This window comes from Lysinibacillus sp. EB271-A1-10B, assembly GCF_058791335.1.
In genome coordinates, this window is record NZ_JBYTDL010000020.1 from 65,884 (window position 1) to 87,901 (window position 22,018).

General features: G+C 36.4%; 20 protein-coding genes and 2 riboswitches. Of the genes, 5 read left to right on the top strand and 15 right to left on the bottom strand.

Annotated elements, in window-relative coordinates; translation table 11 throughout:
* Positions 1 to 9: 9 nt before the first annotated feature.
* Complete coding sequence (locus AC3WSK_RS20345; protein ID WP_492414415.1) at positions 10 to 738, bottom strand: amino acid ABC transporter ATP-binding protein; 729 nt, start codon at positions 736 to 738, stop codon at positions 10 to 12.
* A 559-nt stretch (positions 739 to 1,297) separates the two neighbouring features.
* Here AC3WSK_RS20345 and AC3WSK_RS20350 point away from each other — a divergent pair.
* Together AC3WSK_RS20350 and AC3WSK_RS20355 are read left to right on the top strand one after the other, a co-directional pair.
* Positions 1,298 to 1,852 (top strand): SLOG family protein, encoded by a 555-nt coding sequence (locus AC3WSK_RS20350; RefSeq protein WP_427484511.1) that lies wholly within the window; start codon positions 1,298 to 1,300, stop codon positions 1,850 to 1,852.
* Positions 1,853 to 2,174: 322 nt separating this feature from the next.
* On the top strand, positions 2,175 to 2,489 hold the full coding sequence (locus AC3WSK_RS20355; protein WP_079563002.1) for a hypothetical protein: 315 nt from the start codon (positions 2,175 to 2,177) through the stop codon (positions 2,487 to 2,489).
* A gap of 184 nt (positions 2,490 to 2,673) precedes the next feature.
* On the opposite strand, the gene AC3WSK_RS20360 is transcribed toward AC3WSK_RS20355, so the two are convergent.
* A complete protein-coding gene (locus AC3WSK_RS20360; RefSeq protein ID WP_276207771.1) occupies positions 2,674 to 4,002 on the bottom strand; it encodes an L-cystine transporter in 1,329 nt (442 codons plus the stop codon).
* Positions 4,003 to 4,491: 489 nt separating this feature from the next.
* Between AC3WSK_RS20360 and AC3WSK_RS20365 the strand changes: the two genes are divergently transcribed.
* Together AC3WSK_RS20365 and AC3WSK_RS20370 are read left to right on the top strand one after the other, a co-directional pair.
* Positions 4,492 to 5,652 (top strand): PucR family transcriptional regulator, encoded by a 1,161-nt coding sequence (locus AC3WSK_RS20365; protein ID WP_427484510.1) that lies wholly within the window; start codon positions 4,492 to 4,494, stop codon positions 5,650 to 5,652.
* A 102-nt stretch (positions 5,653 to 5,754) separates the two neighbouring features.
* Positions 5,755 to 6,636: a DMT family transporter gene (locus tag AC3WSK_RS20370; RefSeq protein ID WP_427484542.1), complete on the top strand. Its 882-nt coding sequence runs from the start codon at positions 5,755 to 5,757 to the stop codon at positions 6,634 to 6,636.
* 43 nt (positions 6,637 to 6,679) lie between these two features.
* Here AC3WSK_RS20370 and AC3WSK_RS20375 read toward each other — a convergent pair whose 3' ends face one another.
* From AC3WSK_RS20375 to AC3WSK_RS20420, 10 genes are all read right to left on the bottom strand, one after another.
* Positions 6,680 to 7,249: a YitT family protein gene (locus tag AC3WSK_RS20375; RefSeq protein WP_079562998.1), complete on the bottom strand. Its 570-nt coding sequence runs from the start codon at positions 7,247 to 7,249 to the stop codon at positions 6,680 to 6,682.
* Between the two features lie 379 nt (positions 7,250 to 7,628).
* Positions 7,629 to 8,150 (bottom strand): DUF2179 domain-containing protein, encoded by a 522-nt coding sequence (locus tag AC3WSK_RS20380; RefSeq protein WP_079562997.1) that lies wholly within the window; start codon positions 8,148 to 8,150, stop codon positions 7,629 to 7,631.
* 310 nt (positions 8,151 to 8,460) lie between these two features.
* Positions 8,461 to 8,619 (bottom strand): hypothetical protein, encoded by a 159-nt coding sequence (locus tag AC3WSK_RS20385; protein ID WP_170939023.1) that lies wholly within the window; start codon positions 8,617 to 8,619, stop codon positions 8,461 to 8,463.
* 823 nt (positions 8,620 to 9,442) lie between these two features.
* Complete coding sequence (locus AC3WSK_RS20390; RefSeq protein WP_079562995.1) at positions 9,443 to 10,741, bottom strand: nucleobase:cation symporter-2 family protein; 1,299 nt, start codon at positions 10,739 to 10,741, stop codon at positions 9,443 to 9,445.
* On the bottom strand, positions 10,741 to 11,325 hold the full coding sequence (locus AC3WSK_RS20395; protein ID WP_079562994.1) for a xanthine phosphoribosyltransferase: 585 nt from the start codon (positions 11,323 to 11,325) through the stop codon (positions 10,741 to 10,743). The genes AC3WSK_RS20390 and AC3WSK_RS20395 overlap by 1 nt, the downstream gene beginning before the upstream one ends.
* 236 nt (positions 11,326 to 11,561) lie before the next feature.
* Positions 11,562 to 11,663: riboswitch (purine riboswitch) on the bottom strand.
* A gap of 174 nt (positions 11,664 to 11,837) precedes the next feature.
* Complete coding sequence (locus tag AC3WSK_RS20400) at positions 11,838 to 13,661, bottom strand: APC family permease (protein ID WP_079562993.1); 1,824 nt, start codon at positions 13,659 to 13,661, stop codon at positions 11,838 to 11,840.
* Positions 13,662 to 13,841: 180 nt separating this feature from the next.
* Positions 13,842 to 13,991: riboswitch (cyclic di-AMP (ydaO/yuaA leader) on the bottom strand.
* 190 nt (positions 13,992 to 14,181) lie between these two features.
* Positions 14,182 to 14,709 (bottom strand): PepSY domain-containing protein, encoded by a 528-nt coding sequence (locus AC3WSK_RS20405; protein ID WP_492414416.1) that lies wholly within the window; start codon positions 14,707 to 14,709, stop codon positions 14,182 to 14,184.
* 244 nt (positions 14,710 to 14,953) lie between these two features.
* Positions 14,954 to 15,625 (bottom strand): PepSY domain-containing protein, encoded by a 672-nt coding sequence (locus AC3WSK_RS20410; RefSeq protein WP_079562992.1) that lies wholly within the window; start codon positions 15,623 to 15,625, stop codon positions 14,954 to 14,956.
* On the bottom strand, positions 15,622 to 16,917 hold the full coding sequence (locus tag AC3WSK_RS20415) for a sensor histidine kinase (RefSeq protein ID WP_079562991.1): 1,296 nt from the start codon (positions 16,915 to 16,917) through the stop codon (positions 15,622 to 15,624). Before AC3WSK_RS20415 ends, AC3WSK_RS20410 begins: the two co-directional genes overlap by 4 nt.
* The gene (locus tag AC3WSK_RS20420) at positions 16,907 to 17,602 is read right to left on the bottom strand and encodes a response regulator transcription factor (RefSeq protein WP_492414417.1); all 696 of its coding nucleotides are present in this window, start codon (positions 17,600 to 17,602) and stop codon (positions 16,907 to 16,909) included. The genes AC3WSK_RS20415 and AC3WSK_RS20420 overlap by 11 nt, the downstream gene beginning before the upstream one ends.
* Before the next feature lie 345 nt (positions 17,603 to 17,947).
* Between AC3WSK_RS20420 and AC3WSK_RS20425 the strand changes: the two genes are divergently transcribed.
* Positions 17,948 to 19,213: an Nramp family divalent metal transporter gene (locus tag AC3WSK_RS20425; protein ID WP_427484505.1), complete on the top strand. Its 1,266-nt coding sequence runs from the start codon at positions 17,948 to 17,950 to the stop codon at positions 19,211 to 19,213.
* A gap of 121 nt (positions 19,214 to 19,334) precedes the next feature.
* On the opposite strand, the gene AC3WSK_RS20430 is transcribed toward AC3WSK_RS20425, so the two are convergent.
* The 3 genes from AC3WSK_RS20430 to AC3WSK_RS20440 all read right to left on the bottom strand — a co-directional run bounded on the left by AC3WSK_RS20430 (position 19,335) and on the right by AC3WSK_RS20440 (position 22,013).
* On the bottom strand, positions 19,335 to 20,024 hold the full coding sequence (locus AC3WSK_RS20430) for a hypothetical protein (RefSeq protein ID WP_079562988.1): 690 nt from the start codon (positions 20,022 to 20,024) through the stop codon (positions 19,335 to 19,337).
* The gene (locus tag AC3WSK_RS20435) at positions 20,017 to 20,940 is read right to left on the bottom strand and encodes an ABC transporter ATP-binding protein (protein WP_079562987.1); all 924 of its coding nucleotides are present in this window, start codon (positions 20,938 to 20,940) and stop codon (positions 20,017 to 20,019) included. Before AC3WSK_RS20435 ends, AC3WSK_RS20430 begins: the two co-directional genes overlap by 8 nt.
* Before the next feature lie 137 nt (positions 20,941 to 21,077).
* On the bottom strand, positions 21,078 to 22,013 hold the full coding sequence (locus tag AC3WSK_RS20440) for a sensor histidine kinase (RefSeq protein ID WP_079562986.1): 936 nt from the start codon (positions 22,011 to 22,013) through the stop codon (positions 21,078 to 21,080).
* Positions 22,014 to 22,018: the final 5 nt, after the last annotated feature.

Below are 22,018 nucleotides of genomic sequence, written 5' to 3' on the forward strand. Positions count from 1 at the left end.
TAAAAATTATTAATGATTAAAAATCCTGCTTAAGAATAATTTAGCGCGTTCCTCTTTTGGTTCACTAAAGAATTCAGCTGGATTAGCATCCTCCAAAATTTGGCCCTTATCGATAAAAATCACTCGATCAGCCACTTCGCGAGCAAAACCCATTTCATGTGTCACAACTACCATCGTCATTCCTTCTCGTGCTAGCGCTTTCATAACATCCAATACTTCTCCAATCATTTCTGGATCAAGCGCAGATGTCGGTTCATCAAACAACATAATGCCAGGGCTCATAGCCAAACCACGTGCAATTGCAACACGTTGCTGCTGTCCCCCCGATAATTGTGATGGGAATGCATTCGCTTTATCCGGTATACCTACTTTTTCCAAATAGTATATCGCTGTTTTCTTCGCTTCTTCTTCCGATTTTCCTAAAACTTTCATAGGAGCTAGCATAATATTTTGTAAAACCGTTTTATGCGGATATAAGTAAAAATGTTGGAATACCATACCAATATTTTTGCGCAAATCATTAATATCTGTTTTTTTACTGTTGATCTCCACTTCATTTACCTCTAATAATCCATCAGAAATAGTTTCTAAACGGTTGATACAACGAAGCAGAGTACTTTTTCCGGAACCAGAGGGGCCAATAATAACAACAACTTCCCCCTTTTCAATTGTTAAATTAATATCTTTTAAGACATGGAAATCTCCATAATGCTTATTAACGTTCTGAAATCGAATCACTCTATCAAACCCCTTACTAAAATGCATATTTTACTTATAGTTACTGTTATAAATCAAAATGAAAATTAACAGAAATTCAACTCTATTTAACTATAACCTTAATTATTGACAAAAGGCAACAATATTTTCAGAAAAATGAATTATTTAAAAATAAAACTACTTTTCAGTCATAAAGCAGAATAAAATATTTTTATCGAGATAATTATTTCTATCCAGAAATAATTATCTCGATAAAAATATACAGAACAACCGTTTCGTAGAACAGATCACAATCTGTTATATAACATTTATAATTTAATTGCATAGTTATAATTATAATGTATATACTTTTTTTAACAATAAAGGGATTTTATTTAGTTTTATTGAAAAATAGATTTATAATTTCACTTATTTTAAAAGGGCAGACACTAAATTATTCCTAGAAAATCGCAATATTAGTTCCCCATTTTGTTATTGTACTAATAGAACATCCTTGTCGATAATATCTCTCACGCCGCCTTTCTACCCACTCTTATTGTATAATTATTTTTAATAAAGCTTAGCTTAGGAGGTTTTCGTATTGATACAGCGAATCGTTATGACTGGCTACAGACCACATGAATTAGGTATTTTTAATGACAAGCACCCTGGCATTGCCATCATAAAAAAAGCACTCGAAAACCGTCTTCGTCTATTGATAGACGAAGGTTTAGAATGGGTCATTATTAGTGGTCAGCAAGGTGTTGAAACATGGGGTGTTGAGGTTGTTCTTACGTTAAAAAAGGAATTTCCACATTTAAAATATGCTATTATCACTCCTTTTTTAGAGCAGGAGAAAAATTGGCAGGACCATAAAAAAGAAAAATATCAAGCATTAGTAGCGCAAGCAGACTTTGTGACGAGTGTTACGAAAAAGCCATACGAGGCGCCATGGCAATTTATCGAAAAAGATAAATTCATTATCCAAAATACAGATGGTCTGCTGCTAATTTACGACGAAGAAAACGAAGGCTCCCCGAAGTATATGAAACGTCTAGCAGAAAAATATATGGAAACACACGATTATTCCCTTTTAATGATTACCGCTTATGATTTACAAGTAGTAGCAGAAGAAATACAGCAACAAAATTGGTAGAAAAGATATTGCTATAATTTTCTGATAATTATATACTAAGACTATATCAGTCATAGACTCACGTATCACCTCATTAGCGTGAGGTTGATTTCCGTTCCGACTAGGCGCTTTGTAGCTGACGCTTCGCTTTCGCACAGTGCAAAGTTTCCTGGGGGCGTCCAGTCTCCACTCCATTCAACTTATAAAAATAGTATTCCTTTTAACAAATATCATCCCAAACTTTAGGTGATGAGCATTTAGAGAAGCAAGTCTTTGCTAAAAAGATTTTACCTCTTTTTTTATTACCCTTCAGTGCTAATTTCTAAAAAGGAGCTGCTAATATTTGAGTAAAAAAATCGAAATGGTTCTTGAGTCGTCGCCGGTGAACGTTTCTCATGATACGTACCGCAGAGAATGCAAATATACACGTGGGATTCATATTGAAGCACAAGAATTTAAAGCAATTTTGGATGCAATGTGCCCCAATTCTCGCTTGTATTTTGATTTCCATAATCCAGGCAAAGAGATTAAAAAGGGAACATATTTAAATGGACACTCTGGGTTAGCACGTAATATTTATAATTACTATAAAACAAATCACAACATTGAACTGACCGAGCTTATTAACGGTAAAGATTTTTATGTAAAAATCATATAAAGAGATGAATAGATTCCCTATCATTAAAGTGGGCTGTTACTTATATAACACCCCTCTTTTTTTTGGATATAAAAAGAGCTACTCTCAATTGAAAGTAGCTCTTTATCCTTCATTCAGCAAAATGTCTTATGTAGCGAAAGCAAAGCGTCAGCTACAAATTTTTTTCTGTAATGAAATTGGCTTTTTATAAATCCGACACTTGAGCACCTAGTTCTTTATCATTGTACATTTCAGTGTCCAATTCTTTTGTAATACGTGCAGTTGTGACACCTGCAGTCATTGAACCACTTACATTAAGAGCTGTACGGCCCATGTCGATTAATGGCTCAACAGAAATTAATATACCCGCAAGTGCAATTGGTAAATCAAGTGCTGATAATACAAGAATGGCTGCGAATGTCGCACCCCCACCGACACCAGCTACACCAAATGAGCTGACTGCTACTACTGCAATTACAGTAATGATAAACATTGGATCAAGTGGATTAATCCCAACCGTCGGTGCAATCATAATCGCTAGCATTGCAGGATAAACACCAGCACAGCCATTTTGGCCAATAGATAAACCAAATGAGCCTGAGAAGTTCGCAATACCTTCTGGTACGCCAAGACGGCCTGTTTGTGTTTTAATGTTCATCGGCAATGCACCTGCACTTGAACGTGAAGTGAAGGCAAACAATAATGTTTCTGCAGATTTTTTTAAATACGTAAATGGATTTAAACCACTTAAAGTAAGAATTAATAAGTGTACTAATAACACGATAAATAACGCTACATACGACGCAATAACAAACTTACCTAGATTGTAGATTGCTCCGAAATCAGATGTTGCAACTGTACGCGCCATAATTGCTAAAATACCATATGGTGTTAAACGTAAGACAATTGTTACAACGCCCATTACTAGTGCATAGATTGCATCTAAGCCTTTTTTAATAGTCGCTGCTGTGTCTTCATCTTTACGTGCTACACGTAAGTAAGCAAAACCTAAAAACGCTGAAAAAATAACAACAGCGATTGTTGATGTAGAACGGGCACCTGTTAGATCTAAGAATGGGTTTGCTGGGAATAGCTCAATAATTTGTGTTGGTAAATCCGGTGCAGTTAATCCAGAAGTTTTCTCCTCTAAATATGCCCCACGCTCTGCCTCTGCAGCACCTTGCATAATATGAGAAGCATCTAAATCAAACACTGTTGCCGAAAAAATACCGACAGCAGCTGAAACAGCAGTTGTACCGATTAAAATGACTAAAATAAGAGCTGCCATTTTCCCGAAGTTTTTACCAACCTTCATTTTCGTAAAGGCTATTAAGATGGAAATAAAAATTAATGGCATTGCAACCATTTGTAGCAATTTAACGTAGCCAGTACCAATAATATTGTACCAACTTGTTGTTTTTGCTAAAACATCAGAATCAATACCATATATTAAATGTAATCCAAGACCAAGTACAATACCTAAGCCTAGCGCAGTAAATACACGATTTGAAAACTTAACATGCTTTTTATTCATATAAAATAAAATTCCAACGAACACGAGTAACACGGCAACGTTAAGAATAATTTGTAATGTAGACAATGGACAGCCTCCTAAGAAGTTTAATTATAATGTAAATCGAATTATATACCTATAATCCCTATAATTCAAGTATGTTTTATTTAGATTGATAACTTCCTATAATAATTCGGATTATTCCTTTTGATTATTCCCTAAAAACCGAATTTAATAAAAAATGCATTACAGTTTTAAAGAAGTAAATGACGCCTCAGAAATTACAATAGTATATGTACAGTAAAAGTAGCCTATCTAGGTCGCGAATAAATCAAGGTATGAAAAAATGACTGTGGGCAAGCTCAAATCTTTACGAGCTTGCCCACGCCTGTCCCAATTCGTTTAATGAACGATGTAGTTTATTCAGCGATACTAATAGTATTTTACTGACAAGTGCTTCTATAATAAGTAATAGATACTCAATCACACGAAAGGTTGCTTGATATTGTAATGAACGTAGAAAATTTTTTACAACTGCCTATTACAAAACAATTTACAGTCGTTGCCGGTCGTAACGGTTTACATAAACCCGTTCAAAATGTCGAAATTCTAGACTTTGAATTTTCACCCGATATTCAGACGGTGAGAGAAGCGGTTTTCACACCGAATAGTGTTGTGTTAAGCAGTTTATTATTCGCAAAGCACAAGCCAGAGTATTTAATGCATGCCGTGAAAAGCCTTATTGAGCTAGGGGCAAGTGCTTTAGCTTATAAACCCGTCATCTTTGAGGATTTACCAGAGGAAGTGTTAGTCTATGCAGACGAACAAAATTTTCCGATCTTGCGATTTGGCGGAGATGAATTTTTTGAAAAGATTATTTTAGAAACGATGGCCTATGCAAAAACAAAGGACTATTCATTCTTTTTAGAAACGATTGTGCGACGTCTAATGGAGGAAAACGTAACAGATGAACAAATAAAGTCTATTTTACAGCAAATCAATAAGCCCTTCGACAAGTATGTATTTGTTGCTAACATTCAATCGCAAGATCATGAAAATAGCCAATGGATGCACTCTCTTTTTCAATTAGAGCCTCTATTGAAATTTGGGTTGATTTGTACCTATAAAAAGAGTCTCTTTATTGTAATGACCCATTCATCACAGCAATTTCAATTTGAAAAACTTCTCAATGAATGGTTAACGATGTACACCATCTCGACGAATTCATTGACCTTTGGCTATAGTCGTTGTCACATAACACAATCAGAATTCCCTATTGCTGTTCGTGAAGCCTTTTATGCACGTATTATGGCTGAAATTGAATCGGCTTCTATATGTCATTATGAGAACCTCGCTTCCGATTGGTTATTAATTGAATTACATCGTAAGGATGCTACATTTGCTATGGACTATGTAAATAGCTATCTTGGTCCCCTACTTGAGAAAAAGATTGATCCGGATTTAATGAAAACAGCAATCACCTATGTCGTAAAACAAGGAAATATTAAAGAAGTAGCCGTTGCGCATTTCTGCCATCCAAACACAATCCGTTATCGTATGTCTAAAATACGTCAGCTAGTAGCACCTTTAGAAAATGATTATGTTTTTTATGAGCGTATAGCTGCAGCCGTTAAATTGTACTTATTACATAGCAAAGCGAATGTCGAATGACAGCTTTGGAATAAGTACAAAAAAACGCCTGAATTTTTAGAATTAAAATCAAACTATTTTCTTCCATCTCATGCTATTCTATTGAAGTTAGGAGGGAGAATGATGAAACAATACATAGCTGACGGTATGCTATTAGTCACTGCAATCGTTTGGGGTAGCGGATTTGTAATAACGGCTATTGCATTGGAATATTTAACAGCCTATCAAGTAATGGCAGGTAGATTTTTATTAGCCTCAATTATACTGACAGTCTTATTTGGATTTAGATTAAAAAAAGCTTCTAAATCTGTTATCTGGAAAGGTATTTTGTTAGGGACCATTTTGTATATTGCCTTCGCCCTTCAAACAGTAGGGCTCCAATATACAACACCCTCTAAAAATGCATTTTTAACTGCTGTCAATGTCATTATTGTTCCATTAATTGCGTTTGCGGTTTACAAGCGTCGTATAGATGGCTATGAAATTATCGGTTCGATAATAGCTATTGTCGGTATCGGTTTTCTATCTCTACAAGGCTCACTAACAATGAATATCGGAGATGCGCTTTCCTTAGCTTGCGCTGTCGCCTTTGCCTTTGATATTTTTTGTACAAACCTATTTGTCCAAAAAGAAGATGCCATTACCCTTACGATCATTCAATTTCTCACAGCATCATTTTTAGGTGTTTTGGTCGTTGTCGGTCAAGGTGATATCCCAACCAGTCTTGAAAAAGAAGCCATTTATTCGATTATTTATTTAGCCATTTTTTCAACGACTCTTGCCTATCTTTTTCAAAATGTTGCGAATCAATATACGTCTGCTACAAAGGCAGCTATTATCCTATCTACAGAATCCTTCTTCGGCATGGTGCTATCCGTTATATTCTTACATGAGGTATTAACAAGCCGTATGGTTATAGGGGCTGTCATGATTTTACTCGCCATATTAATAGCAGAAGTGAAGCCTGCTCATCCGAAAAAGCGAATGATGAAGAGCTCACGATAACGAATTTCAAAATAGTTTCAGTGCTGCTGAAGCTATTTTTTTATTAAACACGACTAGTCATGATACTTGTAGTAATCCCTACTACTAAAATTGTAATAATGGAAAGCCATAATGTACTAGTAGATAAAAGCAATCCCCCTACGACAATGACCATGGAATCGATTATAAAAATAAGGATTCCGACGTTAATTCCAGTCTTTTCACTTAAAAATTGTGCAATCAAATCTGTACCACCAGTGCTTGTCTGAAATCTGAGCATCAAACCAACACCAAAACCCATAAGTACCCCTCCAAAAATAGCACTATAGAGGGCATCTACTTGAATAAAATTCCGAACAGATTTTAACAAATCAATACTAAGAGAAGATGCGAATAACCCATGTATACTATTGTAAAAATACGCTCTATATTTATACCAAGAAATAATAAAAATCGGGATGCTAATAATGATGATCATTAAACCTATTTTAAGGTTATATAAATAATGTAAAATAAGCGCTATCCCTACGACACCCCCATCTAAAATTTGATAGGGCGTTAAGAATAGATTAATCCCTAATGATATCGCGACACTTCCTATAAGAATGACTAAGCCTTTCGTAAAAAAATACATACAACACCCCTTCGAGACTTGCATGTTTTTATAGTATGAAAAAATTGATTTGAACATGTTATTGTTCACGTCTGTCGGTGTAATCATATTAATATTTTTTATCGAGCTCGGTCGCTAAATTTCTCTATAAATTGGTTCATCACCATAAGTTGTGAGATGACTTTGTTAAAACGTCTACTATGTAAATAAGTTGACCTTCGTGACCAACATCGTGTTGGCCCGACGCCCCCAGGAAGCTTTGCTCTGTGCGAAAGCGAAGCGGCAGCAACAAAGCCCCCAGCCGGAACGGAAATCAACCACACGTTTTGGTGATGATCCTATACATTGTATAAATACCTAAAAATGCCCTTCTGCATATGATCAGAGGGCTAGGAAAAGACTATTTGTTTTTTGCCTTCATTCGTTTCAGTAAAAATCCACCTTTAAATGATTTAGGCTCGTAAGAAATAATAAAAGCATTCGGTTCATAATGCTCCACAATTTGAAACAATTCTGTCTCACGATTTCTCTTTGTTAATATTTCATATTTATAGCGATTACTATCTCTACCCTCCCCAATATAAATCGTCACAGCAAAGCCTTCATTACGGAGAAAATTCACGAGCTCCTCGTTCTTATTTTGCGTATTGATTGTCGCATAGACATAGCCAATCGCCAGTTTCCGCTCAATTTTAGCGCCTAAAAAAATACCTAAACCAAAACCAGCAGCATAAACAACCATCGCTAAAATACTTTGGTCTCCATTAAAGACAAGAGAAAGGCCGAATACATACACTAACATTTCCAGCATACCGAATATGGCCGCAAGGAACGTAATGTTCTTCACTAAAAATATTGTACGTAACGTTAAAAAAGGTACATAAACTAATTGAAGTATTACAATCAAAAATATACTTTGCATTTTGTAAGAGACCTTTCAAAAGTAGTTTTATATCTATAAATGTATGTCGATATATCGAATTACATTCTAGTGAAATGTTTCTATTTTATAGATTCCCTACTAATTAAAAATTAAACATCTAGTCTCATAAAAAAATGCCACCTACTATAGAAGTAGATGACATTTTGTTTTTTTATTGAAATCCTTTATGCTTCCCATTGCATCAGGACTTCTTTATGCTTTGCCCAATCATCTTGAACAAAATGTTGCGGATAATCGCAGTGACGAACCAACAGGACAACTCCGAAAAAGAAGTGCCCCATTTAAATGGCTAGCAATCCGAATTCATCGGTACTTTCTTCTTTATTAGTTCATCTATGTAATACTCTTTTAACCAAACTTCCAATTTCATTTTTTCCTCTGAAGACATATGTGACTCCATGGTTACTTGTAGTTCTTCAATAACTTCTTTAGCAGTTTTTAAATTCATTTATAACCATCCTTTCCATATGGTTCATAATATTCCACTCCCATCTGTATTTCAACAACCAATTTTTACCACTGTTTTTTTGCCCCTGTACTTACTATAAGACACGACTATCTCCTTTCACCTTCTAAACCGCCATAATGGGTAATTATATTTCAAAATCTTCAGACGAATATAACAAATAGCTATGTTTACTTTCAAAATCAAAATGCAGTTTATTTTCTTTACTCAAAAGTAGCGGTTCAAAAGATAGATGATTGACAAATTACATCGATAGCGTAAAATTACACTTATATAAGTGATTGAGATTAAGGGGGATATGCTTGAAATGTTATTATTCGTATTAAAATGTATATTACCTTTCTTCTTAGTGACATTGTTATATATAACTAATATTATTTTTTTTATCAAAGAAAACGATAGGTCATGTTAAATTGTGGAGAACTTCAATTGTAGTGGTCAATATTATTGCGTTATGTTTAAGTATATTAATCGTTTTACCATCAATTGCAGTAATTACCGCGATGTCTTTAGGCACAGGTTCGACCTTGAATATAACAGAGGATGATTTTAATTTAGAGGCTGCTACGCTTATTCTGTTGACCATTACTAGTTTTATATATCTCTTCGTTACGAATATTGTATTAACTGTTTTAACAGCTAGAAAGCAATTCCATCAAAGGAACTTGCACCAGAAAGAAGTCTTGCTATAGAAACAGCCTTTTTCCACATAAAAAAATGCCACCTCCTTAAATCTACATCAATAGATAAAAGGAGGCGGCAACATTTATTTCATCAAAATATATAAGGAATTTAGATGAATGTATTAAATTTCTCCATGCATCGGGTCTTCCTTATGCTTTGGCCCAATCATGTTGAATAAAATATTAAGAATAATCGCTGTGACAGAACCACAGACGATACCATTAGATGTTAGAAGAGATACACTTTCTGGTAGTGCATCAAAAATCCCAGGAACAACTGATACACCGACACCAAGACTAACTGCAATTGCAGCAATCATGGCGTTTTCCGCTGATTCATTCATAACAGGTACTAGCATGCCCATACCTTGCGTAATAACCATACCGAACATCGCTAGCATTGCCGCACCAAGTACTGGTGTTGGAATAATTGTTGTTAATGCTGCGATTTTTGGTAAGAAACCAAGTGCTACTAGCAAACCACCTGTGATGTAAATGACTTTACGATCTTTGACGCCTGACATACGCGTAAGTCCAACGTTTTGTGAGAATGTTGTATATGGGAAAGCGTTGAAAATACCGCCGATCACAGATGCAAAACCTTCAGAACGATACCCACGTGCTAAATCTTTTGAATCTAATTTTTTCTTACAAATATCACTTAGTGCAAAGTAGACCCCTGTTGATTCTACTAAAGAAACCATTCCTACAAGCGTCATTGTTATAATCGCAGATGCATTAAATGTTGGCATCCCGAAGTAAAATGGCTGAACCATGTGTAATACGGCAGCATCTGAAACTGGGCTAAAATCAACCTTCCCCATAAATACGCCTAGGATTGTCCCCACAACTAATCCAACTAAAATGGAAATTGCACGAATGAAGCCTGTAGAAAAACGATAAACGACTAAAATAATGACCAATGTAATAAACGCTAAAGCTACATTCGAACCCGATGCAAAGTCTTCTGCGCCTTGTCCACCTGCCATATTATTTAATGCTACTGGTAATAAAGAAATACCGATAATCGACACGACCGAGCCTGTAACAACTGGCGGGAAGAACTTTACTAACTTACCAAAAAAGCCTGCAATAATCATAATGATTACACCTGATGCAATAATAGATCCATAAATATCAGTAATACCTTGTTCAGGATTAGTACCAATTGCAATAATCGGACTAACCGCTGTAAATGTACAGCCTAGTACTACCGGCAAACCAATACCGATAAATTTACCTGAATACACTTGTAAAAGCGTTGCGACCCCACACATCATAATGTCAATCGCCACTAAATACGTCATTTGTTTTGAATCAAAGCCAATTGCCCCACCGATAATCAGTGGCACTAAAATGGCACCTGCATACATCGCAAGTAAATGTTGAATAGCTAGCGTCGTCGATTTAACGGTTTTCATTACGCATTAGCCTCCGGAGCGAATGTTACTTTGCCATCCTCAAGAGAATCTACAATGGCTAATGATTCCACGCGGACACCTTGCTGGCGTAATAATTTCCCACCGTCTTGGAAGCCTTTTTCAATAACAATGCCTACGCCCACAACATTTGCACCAGCTTGTGCGGCGATATCAAGCAAACCTTTAACAGCTTCGCCATTCGCTAAGAAATCGTCAACAATTAGAATGTTATCATCTTCATTTAAGAAACTACGTGATACTGAAATATCATTTGTTTCATTTTTTGTGAAAGAATGTACTTTTGAATTATAAAGATTATCTGATAGTGTTAATGATTTACGTTTACGTGCAAACACTACAGGAGCACCGATTTCAAGCCCTAGCATTACAGATGGTGCGATACCTGAAGATTCGATCGTTAATATTTTTGTAATCACTTGATCAGAGAATCGAGTGGCAAACTCATGACCAATTTCTTTCATAAGCATTGGGTCAATTTGGTGGTTTAAAAACGAGTCTACTTTTAATACAGATGAAGATAGAACTTTACCTTCTTGCACAATTTTGTCGTGTAATAACTTCATTTCCTTTATATCCTTCTTTCTTATAGTAATAAATTTTTACGAGCAAATAACCGAAAGCACCGTGCTAACGCAGCGTCAGTAACACGATGCCGTTGTCACAAAGGCGTTATTATAGAAGAAATACTCATTCCAAATAACAAAAAACGCTGAATACTTTGATTCCAGTCATCTACGAGTGGAGCAAAGCATTCAGCGTAAAAACGTCGAAACGAATAGAAAACATCTTATATAAAGTCTTCTAAAGCATTGCTACCCATAGTCGATTTTTTTACGGAAAATCGGTAGAGACTTGCGAGCCATATTCTCGCTATTATATGAGTGAAATATTATTCAATTATACCTTGGCATTTTTTCCAAAAATGGCACTTTATTCGGTATGTGCTTGTATCTTACACTGAATAAAGTCTGTTTTTTCGGAATTTACTATTATTTTACTAACTTTCGATTGCAAACGTTCGTGTTTTACAATCAACGTAATGATTATATCAGACAATTTTCGAGCTTGCTAGTCATTATTTTGATAAATGGAAGGGCACAGTCATAATAACGATATTTTTGTGAAATAACAGCGACGTGCGAATTAATAGACTCGACTGATTGTGTAACATATGGTGCCATCCTTTTTTTGGTAAAAACTGTGGAATGATCACTGTTACTTGATGGCCTGTTTTCGTACATTGATGTTCAACTTTATCAATAAATTTCATTAACGGCTGTGTAATACTTCGATATGGTGAATAGTATGTGACAAGCCGTACATTTGGCTGCCAAGCTTTCCACTTCTCTTCAAACGCTTTTGCATCCGCTTGATCGAAGGCTACATAAAAGGCAATAACTTTATCAACATTTAATGACTGCACGTAATGCAATGTGTTTTCGACTACTTTCGTAATACCAGCGACAGGTACAATGAAGACATTCCCCTCTACATTCGGTAATTCCTCATGATCTAATCTTAGTTGTTCACCAACTGTTTGGTAATGCAGCTTAATCCGGTGAAACGTCCAAATAATAATTGGTAAAAAGATAAACACTGGCCATACTTGAGGTAATTTTGTCACAAAAAACATCATCGCTACAACGAAGGAAATGACCGCTCCAATCGTATTGATTGAAAATTTAGCCACCCAACCTTTTGGCTTTTCACGCCACCATTTTCGCATCATTCCAGCCTGCGCTAAAGTAAACGGAATAAATACGCCAACTGCATAAAGTGGAATCAAATGTTCTGTTGTTCCATCAAATAAAATGATTAAAACAATGGCCGCTAAACCAAGCATTATGATGCCATTTGAATAACCAAGTCGATCTCCGCGAATCTGGAATATTCTTGGAATAAAACCGTCCTTCGATAAATTGACAGCTAATAATGGAAACGCTGAATAACCCGTATTCGCAGCAAGTACTAATATCATTGCCGTTGTTCCTTGCACTATATAATAAAAAATATGACGACCTACACTTGCCTCAGCGATTTGCGAAACAACCGTTTCTTTCGCGTTGGGAGCAACTCCATAAAAATAAGCTAAGCTCACAATACCTATAAATAAAACTGCTAAAATACCACCCATAGCTAATAATGTTTTAGACGCATTTTTCGGCGCTGGGTCTCTAAAATTAGGAATAGCATTTGAGATTGCTTCAACGCCAGTCAAAGCTGAACTTCCGGATGCAAATGCCTTTAATAATATAAATAGACTGATACCTGCAACTGGTGTACCGACCTTTGGATGCAACTCTGCTGGAACTTGCCCTGTCATTACGTTAAAAATCCCTACTCCGATTAACACCAGCATCACTACTACAAACAAATAAACGGGATACGCTAAAATGGATGCAGATTCTGTGACACCACGTAGGTTTAAAAGCGTTAAACAGATAACAAAAAACACAGCGATTATCACATTATAGGGATGCAAACTTGGAAAAGCCGAAGTAATGGCATCCGTTCCAGCCGATACACTTACCGCAACTGTTAAAATATAATCGACAAGTAATGACCCACCAGCGACTAGACCAGCATTAACACCTAAATTTTCCCGAGAAACTACATAAGCTCCCCCACCATGTGGATACGCGAAAATAACTTGACGATACGAGAAAATAAGTGCAGTCAGTAACACAACTACCCCAGCAGCAATCGGTAGAGAGTACCAAAAGGCAACAGTACTTACTGCCATAAGTACGATTAAAATTTGCTCAGGTCCATACGCAACTGATGACAACGCATCGGACGATAGTATGGCAAGTGCTTTTGTTTTACTAAGCTTTTGTTCCCCTAACGCTTCAGATTTCAATGGTTTACCGATAATATAACGCTTTAATGAGGATTTCATATTCTGCACCTTCTAGTTTCATAGAATGTGTTTCGCATTTCTAAATCGATTACACTTTAGCATAATCGGTTTTGTGCCGTTCACTGGGGCCTTGTTTCATTTTTAGAATGAAGACAAAAAAAGCCTACAAGTCATCACTAAATAAGACTTGTAGACGCTCATTCGTCTGCCAAGCTCCACTTTTCTGCTCTTAACGCTTACGAGGTTAGCTGTCGGATTCGGACCTGAGTAGCCCTACCCTTCAAAATGAAGAGATTCACCCCAAGAATTACTTATGTAATCCGTAAAAATTGGTTCCCCCGCGTCTAATTGCTTCAGCGATTTAGAAATTTGAAACTTTTATAATGATGTCATATTACGCCTGTAATTAAAAAAAGTAAAGAAGAAAATATTTCATTGTCAGGTGGTAAAAACATAGACATATCGATAGTTTGATTACCTACATTGTGCCGCCCCTAATACCAATAAAATAAAAGCTATCTTAAAAGTATTTCTCTACTTTTAAGATAGCTTTAGCATATTAGTCTTCTTTATCTTGTTCGAAGCTTACAATTTCTCCTGTAGATGCATCAACATTAACTTCGTATTCATACTGACCATTTTTAATTTCAATTTCATAAATACCATCATCAAGCTTAGTTTTAGTCACTGTGCCATTTGCTTTCGTTAATGCTTTTTCAATAGCCTGCTCTTTTGTGATTTTAGTTGTTAGAGTAGCAGCAGTTACATGAACATCCAGATCATCGTCATCTCGACGTTCCTTCTTTTGCTTTAACAGCTTCCCTGTATAGGCATCAAATTTCAAGTCATATTCTTCTGTATCTGTATGAACTTCTACCTCATAGACAGAACGATAACTATTCTGGTCTAGCTCAATATCAGCTACCGTTCCATTGACAACCGCTAGCGCCTTTTTCTCAATTTCCTGCATCGTTACGATCTTCTTCTCTTGAGCATTACCTGTTAATAATGTTGTTGAGCCAATAACAGCGCCAACACCAAGTGCACCGACTAACGCTGGGATTAAAATCACTTTTTTCATGTTCATATGTCCATCTCTCCTTTGTTTTATCTCGCACACAACTGGCAGTAAGATCCAGTAAGTGTCCGATTTGTTCAGAGCAACAGATGTTGGTTACACAAGTTGCACCATGGTGTAATAGCTTGTGTTACCCCTTATCCTTCGAAGATGAAGAAAGCCCTTTGAACGAAGTTTCACTTTAACTATTTTTAGCTTATCAAGCAAAGATGAAAGGACGATAAGAGAAACATTAGAATTTCATGAGAAGGCTTTAATGATCTTCATCCCAAGTAACGGACATAACTTTTCCTGAAACTGCATGTATTTGAAAAACAGCTTCGTCATCTTTCGTTTCAATTTCGACTAAATAGTAGCCACCATCCGCTGTTTCCTCATAATCAACTGAATCCACTTCTCCATTTAGCTGTTGGAGGGCAATCTTTATTGCTTGCTGTTCAGAAATAATTTTTTCCACTTCAGGTCGTTCAATTGGTTGAACATTTTTTTCAGATAACACCTCACCTGTAAAAGCATCGAGGGCCAACTCTTTTTGCCTATCCTCTTTTTCAACCCTGACAGTGTAAACATGATCTGTTAACTTAACACTTTCTACACGCCCATATTCTTTTTTAACAAATTGACGTATTTGCGATTCTGTTAACAATAATTTACTTTCTGCCTCCATCAGTTTTAACGCTTTAATTTGTTGAGTAGTAGGATCTAGTATCGCTGTGTAAGTGGCTCTATCTCGCGTAAATATCATTTCATAGTCATTTCCTTGCTTTTTAGCCTTTGTTACATGACCGTTGTAGATTGTTTCAATATGGTCTATGGCCTCTGCTTTACTTAGAGGCTCAGCATGAAAAAAGCGATTTTGAGCATACCATAGTGTTACACTACAAAGAATGATGATGGCAACAATTATCAATAGCCATTTTTTCATTGTTGCCCCTCCTTTGGTACTCCTAATGTAAAGCTTGAGCCCTCACCAAGCGTACTTTTAACATCGATCGTAATGTCCAATTGCCCTGCAAGCTCATGGGCAATAGCCAACCCTAAGCCCGACCCTCCAGTTTTACGATTACGGTCCTCATTCACACGATAAAAACGTTCAAATAAATGGGGAATATGCTCTTTTGGAATCCCCGCTCCAAAATCTTGAATCGTAATAAGAACATGATTGGTAGTTTCTTTAGCATGTAGGAGGACTTCATCCTCACTATATTTACGGGCATTATCAAGTAAAATGAACAGCAGTTGCCTCAACATTTTTTCGTCACTATAAATAGTATTTGGCATTTTATCCTCTACAATGAATGAGCGATGATAGGCCTGTTGCATTTGTAAAGCAATCTTCTTTAAAAAGGGTTCAAGCTCTATCTGCATGCAATGTACTTCAAAATGCTCGTTATTTTTGGCTAGCTCAAGTAATTGCAACACCATTTCATGCATGCGCGCTGATTCATTCACAATAGCTTGTAGTGATTCCTGTGCTACCTCTTTATTTTCAAAGCCTCTACGTACTAGCAATTTTGCATAGCTTTCAATTACAGTAATGGGCGTTTTTAATTCATGGGAAGCATTCGATACAAATTGCTGTTGCTTTTGATAATGCTGCTCAAGCTTCTCCATCATCATGTTAAAAGTACGATGAATGTTTGTTAACTCGTCCCCACCCTGATCGGGTATTTCAATTTTTTCATACTTACCCGTCGTAGCACTTTTAAGCATCGTTTCATTTAAACGATCGAGTGGCAATAAAATAAGGCGACCGAGCGCTAAACTCGCTAAAAATATAGGTATTGTCGCAACGATTGATACGACCACCAATATCGCTTTTAGCAAACCTAATGTGCTCGCCACTTCTTCCATTGACTGTTGTAATTTTATTTGGACAACGGTTCCGTCCATCCAAATAGCCGGCATCGTAAAGGTAATGTACGGAACATCAGGCATCTCTAGCGTAGCCTGAACTTTCATTTTTAAGTTCTGTCCATCATCAATATAGACTGCGCCATCTGTTGGCATATAAGCTCTTAAAACTTGCTGTAAGTCGGTTTGCTCGTTTATCTGACTTAATGTCGAGCTTAGTTCATTTGCTCGTGCTTGGAGCTGTTTATATTCGGTATTATAAGCAAACTTCTCATACAAAAAGTAAATACCACTATTTGTAGCTACTAATAAAACGAGCATTAATAATGTTGTTAGCAGATGAATTTTTGTTTTAAGTCTCATGTTTGTGCTCCTTTAGCACATACCCTACACCACGCACCGTTTGGATAATTGGTGTATCGTTAGCAGCTTCAAGCTTTTGTCGTACATAGCGAATATAAACATCCACAACATTCGTATCACCGTAATAGTCATAACCCCATACAGCCTCTAAAATTTGCTCCCTAGCCAATACTTGCTTTGGATGCTTTAGTAAATATAAAAGCAAATCATATTCACGGGGTGTCAATTGAAGTTCTTTTCCATAATAAATTACCTCGCGTGTCTGTTCATTCATGGACAATTGCCCGAATGTTGGCTGGGCGTGTTGTAGATTTCCTTTTTGAGAGAATCTTAAAGCAGTCCGAATGCGAGCAAGTAATTCTTCAATATCAAACGGCTTCGTTATATAATCATTTGCTCCAAGATCTAGACCCTTTACCTTATCTTCCACTTCACTCTTTGCAGTTAGCATAATTACAGGCGTCTGCGATTCTGTTGCACGAATCCGTTTTAGTACATCGATCCCGCTCATCTCGGGTAGCATCACATCCAATAAGATTAAATCCCATTGTTGCTCTCGATATTTAAGCAAACCATCTGTCCCTGTATGTGCCATATCAGCTTTATAGCCCTCAAATTGAAGCTCTAACTGTAGAACTCTTGCGATATTCTCTTCATCCTCTATTACTAAAATTCGATTGGTCATGTCGAATCAGTCCTCATCATTTTCTTTTCATCGTAAACGATACTAAGGGTGGAAGTCTAATTAGAAAATGATGAGAAGAACAATAAATTAAGCTCGACCACTAACGCAATCTCAGTACAGCAGTCTTCCATATTTTAATATCCACATCTTATGATCTTATCGAGTGACACATTTATCTAATACTACATATTTAATTTGTGCATACTTTAACTACATTACTGAGCAAAAAATAATAATGGGCAAAAATCTTCACATTTTTTTCCTAAAGCTATAGAATAGTAATATATCGTTTTCCTCTAGGAAACTTTATTTCATTAATGATACTTTTTGAAATGAGGGAACAACATGGTTTACAAACGAATGACAAAATCGTCTGCTGAGGCAGTTTTAGATGGAGATATAACAGGTTGGCGACGAATCTTACCGTTTCTTGGTCCAGCCTTCATCGCAGCGGTTGCCTATATTGATCCTGGCAACTTCGCAACAAATATTACAGCAGGTTCACAATATGGCTATTTATTGCTTTGGGTAATCGCTTTTTCTAATTTAATGGCCGTGTTAATTCAATCCTTGTCGGCAAAGCTTGGTATTGCTACAGGTAAAAATTTACCCGAAGTATCACGTGAACATTTTTCTAAAAAAACATCTATCTTTTTATGGATCCAGGCTGAATTGGTCATTATTGCAACCGACCTTGCAGAATTTATTGGTGCCGCATTGGGGCTGTACTTGTTATTCAATATTCCAATGCTGCCTGCAGCGCTTATTACAGCAGTTGGCTCATTTGCTATTTTAGAATTGCAGCGCAGAGGCTTTAGAGCATTTGAAGCAGGCATTTCTGGCATGGTGCTTATCGTCGTATTAGCATTTGCATTCCAAACATTTTTAGCACAGCCAAATTGGGGCGAAGCAACAATGGGCATGTTCACGCCGCGCTTTGAAGGAGTCGATTCTATTTTACTCGCAACGGGTATTTTAGGGGCAACTGTCATGCCACACGCTATTTACTTACATTCTTCGTTAACCCAAAATCGCATCGTTGGCCGAAATGATAAAGAGAAGAAACGGATTTTCCGTTTTGAGTTTATTGATATTATTATCGCGATGATTATTGCCGGTGCCATCAATATGAGTATGCTTATTATTGCTGCGGCAGTATTCCATACACAAGGCGTAGTAGTTGAAGATTTAGATATTGCTTATAGTGGATTAAAAGAGGCGCTTGGTCCGATGGCGGCAGTGTCCTTTGGTCTTGGCCTTCTCATTGCAGGGCTTGCTAGTTCTTCAGTTGGTACACTCGCAGGTGACGTTGTGATGCAGGGCTTTATTAGAAAAAAAATACCGCTCTATTTACGCCGCGCTGTTACAATGTTACCGCCTCTAGTCATCATTGCATCCGGTGTGAATGCGACTTATGCACTTGTCCTAAGTCAGGTTATTCTATCCTTTGGTATCGCATTTGCTCTTGTACCGCTTGTACTCTTTACGAGTAAGCGTGACATTATGGGAAGCCTAGTCAACCATCGTATTACTACTATATTAGGATGGATCGTCGTGGTGATTGTAGTTACTTTAAATGTTTATTTATTATGGCAAACAATATTTGCTTAAAAAAATGCCAGACACAAAGACCTTAATTTGGTTTTGTGTCTGGCATTTCTACATGTAAGAGGATTACACCATAACGTGTGGTTGATTTCCGTTCCGACTGGGCGCGCGCTATTCCTTATCCTTATATATCTATCTTCTCAATGTTCCGAAATGATAAGTAGGCCACGCTTATACCGATAATAGCTAAAATGATAGGTATAAAAATAATATCATATAAGGTGAAGTTACCCGAATTTGATGATACGACCGATACAATTAATATAGATGATAAAATCGTTGCCGGAATAGAGTATTTTCTCATGCCGAAATACAACGGTATTAAAGCGATGCATGATGCTGAAACTGCATTCATGATCACAGCGGGAATTCGTTGTATGATGATAGATACCGATAACGTATCTGGGAGCAATTGAAAACTCTCACTAACAGCACAAAAAATTGCTGTGACAAATATAGTCGATAAAACAATTGCACTAAAGGTAAAAAGAACAACTATGGCTAGCTTTGAAGCAATTAGTTTTTTTCTATTGATCGGGTACATAAAGGCTACAGTGATCGTTCTATATTTAAATTCTCCAATAATAAACTTGGCGATTAACACACTAGCAAAAATAATAAATACTGCTCTTACAATTGAATCTATCATGCCTAATGCCGTCTGATAAGTTCTAAAATCCACATCTCCTTCTACTTTAGTAATAAATATAAGCATAAATATAACAGCTAGTATTATAAAATTTGCGAAGACAGCTCGTTTTATATAGGAACCAATATGATATTTTTTCATTTCTAACCGCATTAAATTAAACACTAGTGGCACCTCCATTGATTAACTTCAAGAAATAATCCTCTAATGAGCTTGTTTTTTTGCTAATGCCCTCAATTTCAATATCATGCTCAATCAATGTTTTAGATAGCACCTTTTGCGAAGCTGTCAATTCATAAATTCGAATACAATTGTCATCCACCAGTTTGAAATTAGTAATATTTAATTTACTTTCTAAAATAAAGGCAGCCTTTTTCCCATCATTAATAATCAATTCAATATAATTTGACTGACTACGATTGACAGCGTCCATAGATACTTCCTTCATTAATCTCCCATCCTTAATAACTCCAACTGTATCTGCCAACTGTTCAATTTCACCCAAAATGTGGCTAGAAATCATAATAGTAATGCCATACTCTTTACAAAGCATCTTGAATAACTCTCGAAGCTCTTTAATGCCGACTGGATCTAGCCCATTAATCGGTTCATCTAAAATAAGTAGTTCCGGCTTCGTAATAATTGCACGAGCAATACCCAAGCGTTGTTTCATTCCAAGGGAAAAGTCTTTTACACGTTTATTTTCCGTGTTTGTTAGTTTTACTAAATCTAGAACATGCGCAATTTCTTTCTTGTCATAATAGCCCATATATTCGCAATGTAATTCTAAAGTTTCCTTTGCCGTTAAATCTTCATAAAAAATTGGGTATTCAATAATCGTCCCCATCCTTTTCAGCACTTCGTATGAGCGGTCATTTAATTTCTCACCAAAGATTTCAATATCTCCACTCGTTGGCTTCGTAAGGTTTGTTAGCATTTTCATGACTGTCGTTTTACCGGCACCATTAGGACCTAAAAAACCGTAGATCTCTCCTTTTTTCACATGCATAGTAACAGCAGAAACGACTTCTTTCCCCTCAAACACTTTCGTGAGCTGGTTTGTCTTCACAATATATGTCATGTAAATCTCTCCCTTACATTTAACTATCCTTATTATAAAAAATGAAACTCTCTAATTTATTAATGGATTCTTACAAATTTCTTAAGCGCAGAAGAAAAGCTTGTAAAGCATTTTAAATGCTCTACAAGCACGGCTGTTCAATACATCATTCGTTTTAGTGAAATCGTAAAAATGGTCTTCTCATATGGAATACTGGAAAGCTGGATGGAGCCATCCATTAATTCTACAAGACGTTTTGTAATCGTTAAGCCAAGTCCACTCCCTTGGAAGGATTTATTTCTAGAATCCTCAAGCGTATACATTCTTTCAAAAACATTATCAATATGATATTCGTCAATCCCTTTACCACGATCCCATACATCAATACAAATATTCGTATCATCAGTTCTTACTGTGAGTCCAATGATGTTTCCTGCCGCCCCATAGGCAATCGCATTTGACAATAAATTATTCAAAACTCTATCTAATGCTTCCTCATTACCAAGTGCATATACAGATATCTCAGGTATTGTTATATCAATCTCTAATCCCAATGACATGACCATATCGTAAAATGATAAAATGTTTTTCCGGCAAATTTCACTTACGTTAATTTTCGTCATTGGGTAATCTGTATCTCCAGCCTCCAATTTTGCCAAATCAAAAAATGTATGAATTATTTTTAATACGTCCAATGTTTTCGAATGAACGCCTGTGAGCAAGCGCTGCCGCTCCTCGTCACTAAGGGATGGCTGTAGCTGCAGCATTTCCGTATAACCGAGCACAACTGTTAAAGGTGTTTTAAGATCATGTGAAATATTGGCCAACATTTTTTTCATGGAACCTTCCATTTTTCGATGTGTTACTTGCACTTTTTGTTTGTGGTCTAACAATGCATTCATCGCGATTAGTAGCTGCTGTAATTCTTGATTAGCTGTCGATACTAAAATCTTTTCGTTCGATTGTTCATCAATGATTGTTTGCAGCTTTTGATGCATGTATTGAATCTCAGCATCTTGTTGTTTCTTTGCCTTCATCTGAAAAATAATAATTCCTACGAGTGAAACAATAATTAGCAATAGACATATAATCATGATGT

Coding starts and splice junctions, on each gene's coding strand:
- AC3WSK_RS20360 (WP_276207771.1), bottom strand. CDS start 4,002: ATGAATAAAAAGCATGTTAAGTTTTCAAATCGTGTATTTACTGCGCTA.
- AC3WSK_RS20365 (WP_427484510.1), top strand. CDS start 4,492: ATGAACGTAGAAAATTTTTTACAACTGCCTATTACAAAACAATTTACA.
- AC3WSK_RS20370 (WP_427484542.1), top strand. CDS start 5,755: ATGAAACAATACATAGCTGACGGTATGCTATTAGTCACTGCAATCGTT.
- AC3WSK_RS20375 (WP_079562998.1), bottom strand. CDS start 7,249: ATGTATTTTTTTACGAAAGGCTTAGTCATTCTTATAGGAAGTGTCGCG.
- AC3WSK_RS20380 (WP_079562997.1), bottom strand. CDS start 8,150: ATGCAAAGTATATTTTTGATTGTAATACTTCAATTAGTTTATGTACCT.
- AC3WSK_RS20385 (WP_170939023.1), bottom strand. CDS start 8,619: ATGAATTTAAAAACTGCTAAAGAAGTTATTGAAGAACTACAAGTAACC.
- AC3WSK_RS20390 (WP_079562995.1), bottom strand. CDS start 10,741: ATGAAAACCGTTAAATCGACGACGCTAGCTATTCAACATTTACTTGCG.
- AC3WSK_RS20395 (WP_079562994.1), bottom strand. CDS start 11,325: ATGAAGTTATTACACGACAAAATTGTGCAAGAAGGTAAAGTTCTATCT.
- AC3WSK_RS20400 (WP_079562993.1), bottom strand. CDS start 13,661: ATGAAATCCTCATTAAAGCGTTATATTATCGGTAAACCATTGAAATCT.
- AC3WSK_RS20405 (WP_492414416.1), bottom strand. CDS start 14,709: ATGAACATGAAAAAAGTGATTTTAATCCCAGCGTTAGTCGGTGCACTT.
- AC3WSK_RS20410 (WP_079562992.1), bottom strand. CDS start 15,625: ATGAAAAAATGGCTATTGATAATTGTTGCCATCATCATTCTTTGTAGT.
- AC3WSK_RS20415 (WP_079562991.1), bottom strand. CDS start 16,917: ATGAGACTTAAAACAAAAATTCATCTGCTAACAACATTATTAATGCTC.
- AC3WSK_RS20420 (WP_492414417.1), bottom strand. CDS start 17,602: ATGACCAATCGAATTTTAGTAATAGAGGATGAAGAGAATATCGCAAGA.
- AC3WSK_RS20425 (WP_427484505.1), top strand. CDS start 17,948: ATGGTTTACAAACGAATGACAAAATCGTCTGCTGAGGCAGTTTTAGAT.
- AC3WSK_RS20435 (WP_079562987.1), bottom strand. CDS start 20,940: ATGACATATATTGTGAAGACAAACCAGCTCACGAAAGTGTTTGAGGGG.
- AC3WSK_RS20440 (WP_079562986.1), bottom strand. CDS start 22,013: ATGATTATATGTCTATTGCTAATTATTGTTTCACTCGTAGGAATTATT.